Source organism: Flavobacterium cyanobacteriorum, assembly GCF_002251835.1.
Classification (GTDB): Bacteria; Bacteroidota; Bacteroidia; order Flavobacteriales; family Flavobacteriaceae; genus Flavobacterium; species Flavobacterium cyanobacteriorum.
Map to the genome: position 1 here is coordinate 1 of NZ_NOXV01000158.1, position 4,641 is coordinate 4,641.

Sequence of the window (4,641 nt, forward strand, 5' to 3'; positions counted from 1 at the left end):
GCGATTTGCAAAATGCAAATCACTTCGCAAATCGCCTGGGGCGTTATGGGCAACCTTAAACGACAGACAATGACGAAACAAGCATTAATAATTTTGACTTTTGTACTCTTAACCACTTTACTGACAAGTTGTGACCCATTTTATTCAATAACTGTTACAAATGACACGAGTGACACCGCTCAAATATTAGTAAAGGAAACTATAAATTTCAGAACTAAAAAACAGAAGTTACTGACAACAATTGACGGATTTGACGTTTACGAATTGGCTCCGAACGAAAAGATAGAAGTTGGTTCTGCGATTGCGGAAATTGACAATGATATTCCGTTTGAGCAGATAAAAATTGTTAGAAACAGAGACACAGTCACAGCAAATAATCTTGAGACAATTAAAAAACTCTTTGACAAAAAAACTTTTGGCGGACTGAAAGCACCTTATAACATTAGCATAAAATAACAAGAAAGGCAGCCCATAACACGGGTTTTGCGTCAGGCGGGGTGACGTGCAAACTTGGAGCTATGTGCTTCTAAGGAATTTTAGTAATAAATTGGGCATTTGTGCTCCGAAACCCGCCCGAACGCAAAGCCCGAAAACGTTGTGCGGAAATCCCTACGGGCTTCCCGCACAACGCCCCAGGCGATTTGCCCCGGCCAGCCTGTTGTAAGCTCCCCCAAAAATAGTACAGTTTAAAAGTAGAAAAAAAGTANAAAGATAGCATAGTTAAAGGGGCTTTTTAATCTATTGACGATAGATTTACTTCTCTAATTTTTGACGAGCTTCTTTTTATAAATTCTACCTTCAGAGGCAACTTCAACAATGTACATACCATTTGATAAATTTTCAATGTCAACTTGGTTAGTATTTTGATTTTTTTCAATAATTAGTTTTCCAGAAAGGTCTACTATTTTAACAGATTCAATGATTAAGTTATTTTTAGACTCAATATTTACAACATTTTGTGAAGGGTTAGGATAGATTGAAAACTGGTCTTGATTGAAATCGTCCAAAGATAGATTTGAAACAATGTTTATCGTATAATCCTCGGTTTCTCCTACGGCTAGTACTTCAGGTGTGCCATTTATGGTGACATTGGTGCACGGGGTAACAGGTCCGTTTGGTCCGTTTGTTCCTGTAAATAAGTCATCTTCATATAGAAGAACTCTTAGCCTGGTTTGCCCATTACTTGCTGTATTTGGAATGGTAACATTAACTGAAGTGCCTGTATTAAATGGAAAAATTACATCCATAACTTTTTCACCAACATCATTAAAATCATTATCTATATTGAGATCTATAAAAGCTAGAACCCTGTGCGTAGAGTTATTATTATAATTTACAGTCAATGTCGTAAACCCATTTCCTTTAACAATATTAGGTATAGCAAGGTTATTGTAAAAAACATAAGCAGCTCCCGGCCATCTTGTATTACCTGAATTATTAGAAAGAGTACCGAAACTAACATTTGATATAAGTCGGTCGGGTAGGTTAAAGGGTGCGACATTTTTAAAGCCGGCAGCGCAATAAGGCGCAGGGTTCGTTGATTGTGCAAAACTTGTAATGCTGGTTAAGAACCCAAATGCTAAGAGTAATTTTTTTTTCATTTTTTTATTTGTTAGTTATTTTTTGCGTTTTTTATTTCAAACAAATTGATTATGAGGTTGAAATAGCACACTCAAAATTAATTTTTAACTAACAAATAAAACATCCCCTTTTTGATGGGTTTTCAAAAAATCATATAAAAAAGGGATGGTAGAATTCTAATTGATGATTTCTAAATCTAGCGCTTTCTTAACAAGACTAGTTATCTTATCTACATTAAACTTATAAAAAAGTTTTTGTTTGTGACTTACTACTGTATGGTGACTTATAAACAGCGTATCTGCAATTTGGTTGATGGTTAATCCTTTTGCAATTAGCTCTAAAATTTCCTTTTCACGAGATGATAGTTTTGGTAAAATGGATTTCGTTGATGGCTCATCTTCCTCTTCATTTGTAAAGATGAGTTTATTTTTAATCGCTTCGCTAAAAAAAAGATTTCCTTGAGCAACAGTTGTTATTGCGCTAACTAACAATTCTTTATCAGCGTTTTTAAAAAGATAGCCATCAATCTTCATTTTAATCAATGCTTTAATAATTTGAGTTTCTTCGTGCATCGATACAATAAGGATTTTTATAGTTGGAAACTGTTTTTTTATCATTTGGCTTAACGCTATGCCATCCATTTCCGGCATACTGATATCACTAATTAAAACATCAATAGTTGCTAAATTGGGTTGATTTAAAAACTCTTTTGCACTAGAGGCAGTGATTAGAATTTTGAAATTGTCTACATCCTTTAAAATTGAAGATAGCCCTTCTAAAAAAAGGGAATGATCATCTACTATGGCAATGTTTATTTTCTTCATTTTCTTTCTTTACTAATCAACAAGGTATTGTAATATTAAATGCTGATCCTCTACCAATAACCGAGTCTATAATAAGTTTTCCTCCTAATGCTTTTGTTCTAGCCTCTAAATTTCGCAATCCGATACCTAATTTTTTTTTCGAAGTGTCAAATCCAGCTCCATTATCTTCAATTACTAAATTTAACTCATGCTCAAATTTAGTTACGTTAATTTCGATTTTTGTTCCATTAGAATGAGCGATAGAATTTTTAAGCAATTCTTGGATCATTCTATAAACGGTTACTTGAATTTCTTCTGATAATTGGTTTATTTTATCTTCTTCTAAATATTCTAATGTAATTTCAAGGCTGGTAGCCTCCTTGATGTCGTTGACTAAATTATTGATGACTTCAATAAAAATAGAATCTTTGAGTTGTGGAGTAATCAAGTTGTGGGATATGGATCGCACATCGTGATACAATATATCGACATTTTTTATAACTTTTTCTATTTGTTCATTTTTATCTTCTTCAGCAATTTTACTTAATTTTAGTTTAATAGCCGAGAGCGAACCTCCTATGCCATCGTGCAACTCAGAGGCAATCCTACTTCTTTCGTTTTCCTCCCCTTTGATGTAATTGCGCATCGATTTTACTTGTTCGTTTTTGATCAGTTCTACTGCTTTTTGCTGGTATAATTCTTCTGATTTTTGGGCGAGAGCTTTACTAATTTTGGCTCTTTTTTTGTAGTTGAGAACAATTATTATGGATAATATAACTATCAATAATGAAAATCCTGCAATGCTGTTTCGTATTAATTTTTGCTTGTTTAACTCTTGTAGCGCAACGGCTCTTGCTTTGTCTTGTTTTGCTTTTGCAATTAATTCTTTCTTTTCAAATTCATAGTTCATTTCAGCTTTAACAATTTTTTCAGTATTTATTTTATTTTCGATGCTGTCTCTTGTGGTTATAAATTTTTTATAGTGATGTAGTGCCAACTGATGTAGTTTTTGCTTTTCATACAAAGTACTCAGCAATTGCTCACATGCCCAATAGGTATTAAATCTGCTAATTTCTTTTGCTAATTGAGAAGCGCTTGAGGCAAATTGAATGGCCATTTTGTCGTTATTTTTTTTCTCATAAATGGAAGCAATAGAGAGCTTTGTAATTGCAATAACTTCTTTTTTTTGAGTTTGTTCTCCAATTGTGAGCAAGTCAAAAAAATATTGAAGTGCTAAATCATTATTACCCATTATTTGATGATAGATGCCTAATGAATTGTATAGCATCACTTGAGACCTTTTTAAATGATATTTTTCAACCAACACTTCTGCTTTTGTGAAAAACGCTAATGCTTTTGCAGTTTCATTTTGTTTTAGATAAATGTTTCCTGTGGCGATATAACTTCTAACATTAGCATCATAGTTTGTATTTGGTAGCGTAAAAACTTTTGAGTAATATTCTACTGCTTTTGAATATTTTTTTAAGTTAGAATAAACATCCCCCAAGCCAATGTATACTTCATGAAGATTTTTCTTATCGTTTTTTTCTCTTATTTTTAATGATAATAAGAACCAATTTAATGCGGCTGGAAAGTTGTTTGTGTTAAGCGATTGAATGCCTAAATTATAGTAAGATCTTGCAATAAGATTATTATTCTTTATGATTTTAGCGAACCTTAAACCTTTTTTTGTATAAAAAGTTGACATATCATTATTACCAATATTGGAATAATAAATGCTTAATCCACTGTATACGCTAATCAATTTTTCTTGAATTTTTTTGATTTCTTTTTTTAATTTTTCTTTTTGTAAGAGCTTTTCTAAAATATTTTTAGCGTCTGTAGTAAATACATAAGCTTTTTTGTAGTCATTAAAATGCATGACAAAATACTTAGCTAAGACAATATCGGCATCTGCAATCTCTAATTGTAAGTTCTCTTTTTTTGCCTTATTTAATGCCTTAGTATAGTAAGCAAACGTTGAATCGGTATTACTTTTTTCAAATTCGGCACCGATGGCGATATAGAGTTTAGTGATTGATGTATCACTTGTCGTTTTTAGAACAACACCTTTTAAACTATCTATTTTACTGGTTTGTGCGTAAAATGACGGTATGTTAAAAGCCAAAAAAAGTAATATAAAAAAAAATTGTTTTGGGTACATCATATTTAGTTAAAATAGTCTTTTCATAATTCACTTTTTTAAAATTGAATCAATCCTGTCCTAAATAAAATTTAACACTATCAAACTTAACCA

At 32.0% G+C, this 4,641-nt stretch carries 4 protein-coding genes; 1 reads left to right on the forward strand and 3 read right to left on the reverse strand.

Features of this window, described 5'->3' with window-relative positions; translation table 11 throughout:
- On the forward strand, positions 1-456 hold a 456-nt coding region (locus CHU92_RS02570; protein ID WP_207759794.1), incomplete at its 5' end, for a hypothetical protein.
- Positions 457-761: 305 nt separating this feature from the next.
- Here the strand turns inward: CHU92_RS02570 and CHU92_RS02575 are convergent.
- The 3 genes from CHU92_RS02575 to CHU92_RS02585 all read right to left on the reverse strand — a co-directional run bounded on the left by CHU92_RS02575 (position 762) and on the right by CHU92_RS02585 (position 4,512).
- The gene (locus tag CHU92_RS02575) at positions 762-1,601 is read right to left on the reverse strand and encodes a T9SS type A sorting domain-containing protein (protein ID WP_094412304.1); all 840 of its coding nucleotides are present in this window, start codon (positions 1,599-1,601) and stop codon (positions 762-764) included.
- Between the two features lie 156 nt (positions 1,602-1,757).
- On the reverse strand, positions 1,758-2,405 hold the full coding sequence (locus tag CHU92_RS02580; RefSeq protein WP_094412306.1) for a response regulator transcription factor: 648 nt from the start codon (positions 2,403-2,405) through the stop codon (positions 1,758-1,760).
- 16 nt (positions 2,406-2,421) lie between these two features.
- Entirely contained in the window at positions 2,422-4,512 is a 2,091-nt protein-coding gene (locus CHU92_RS02585; protein ID WP_207759795.1) for a tetratricopeptide repeat-containing sensor histidine kinase, read from the reverse strand.
- Positions 4,513-4,641: the final 129 nt, after the last annotated feature.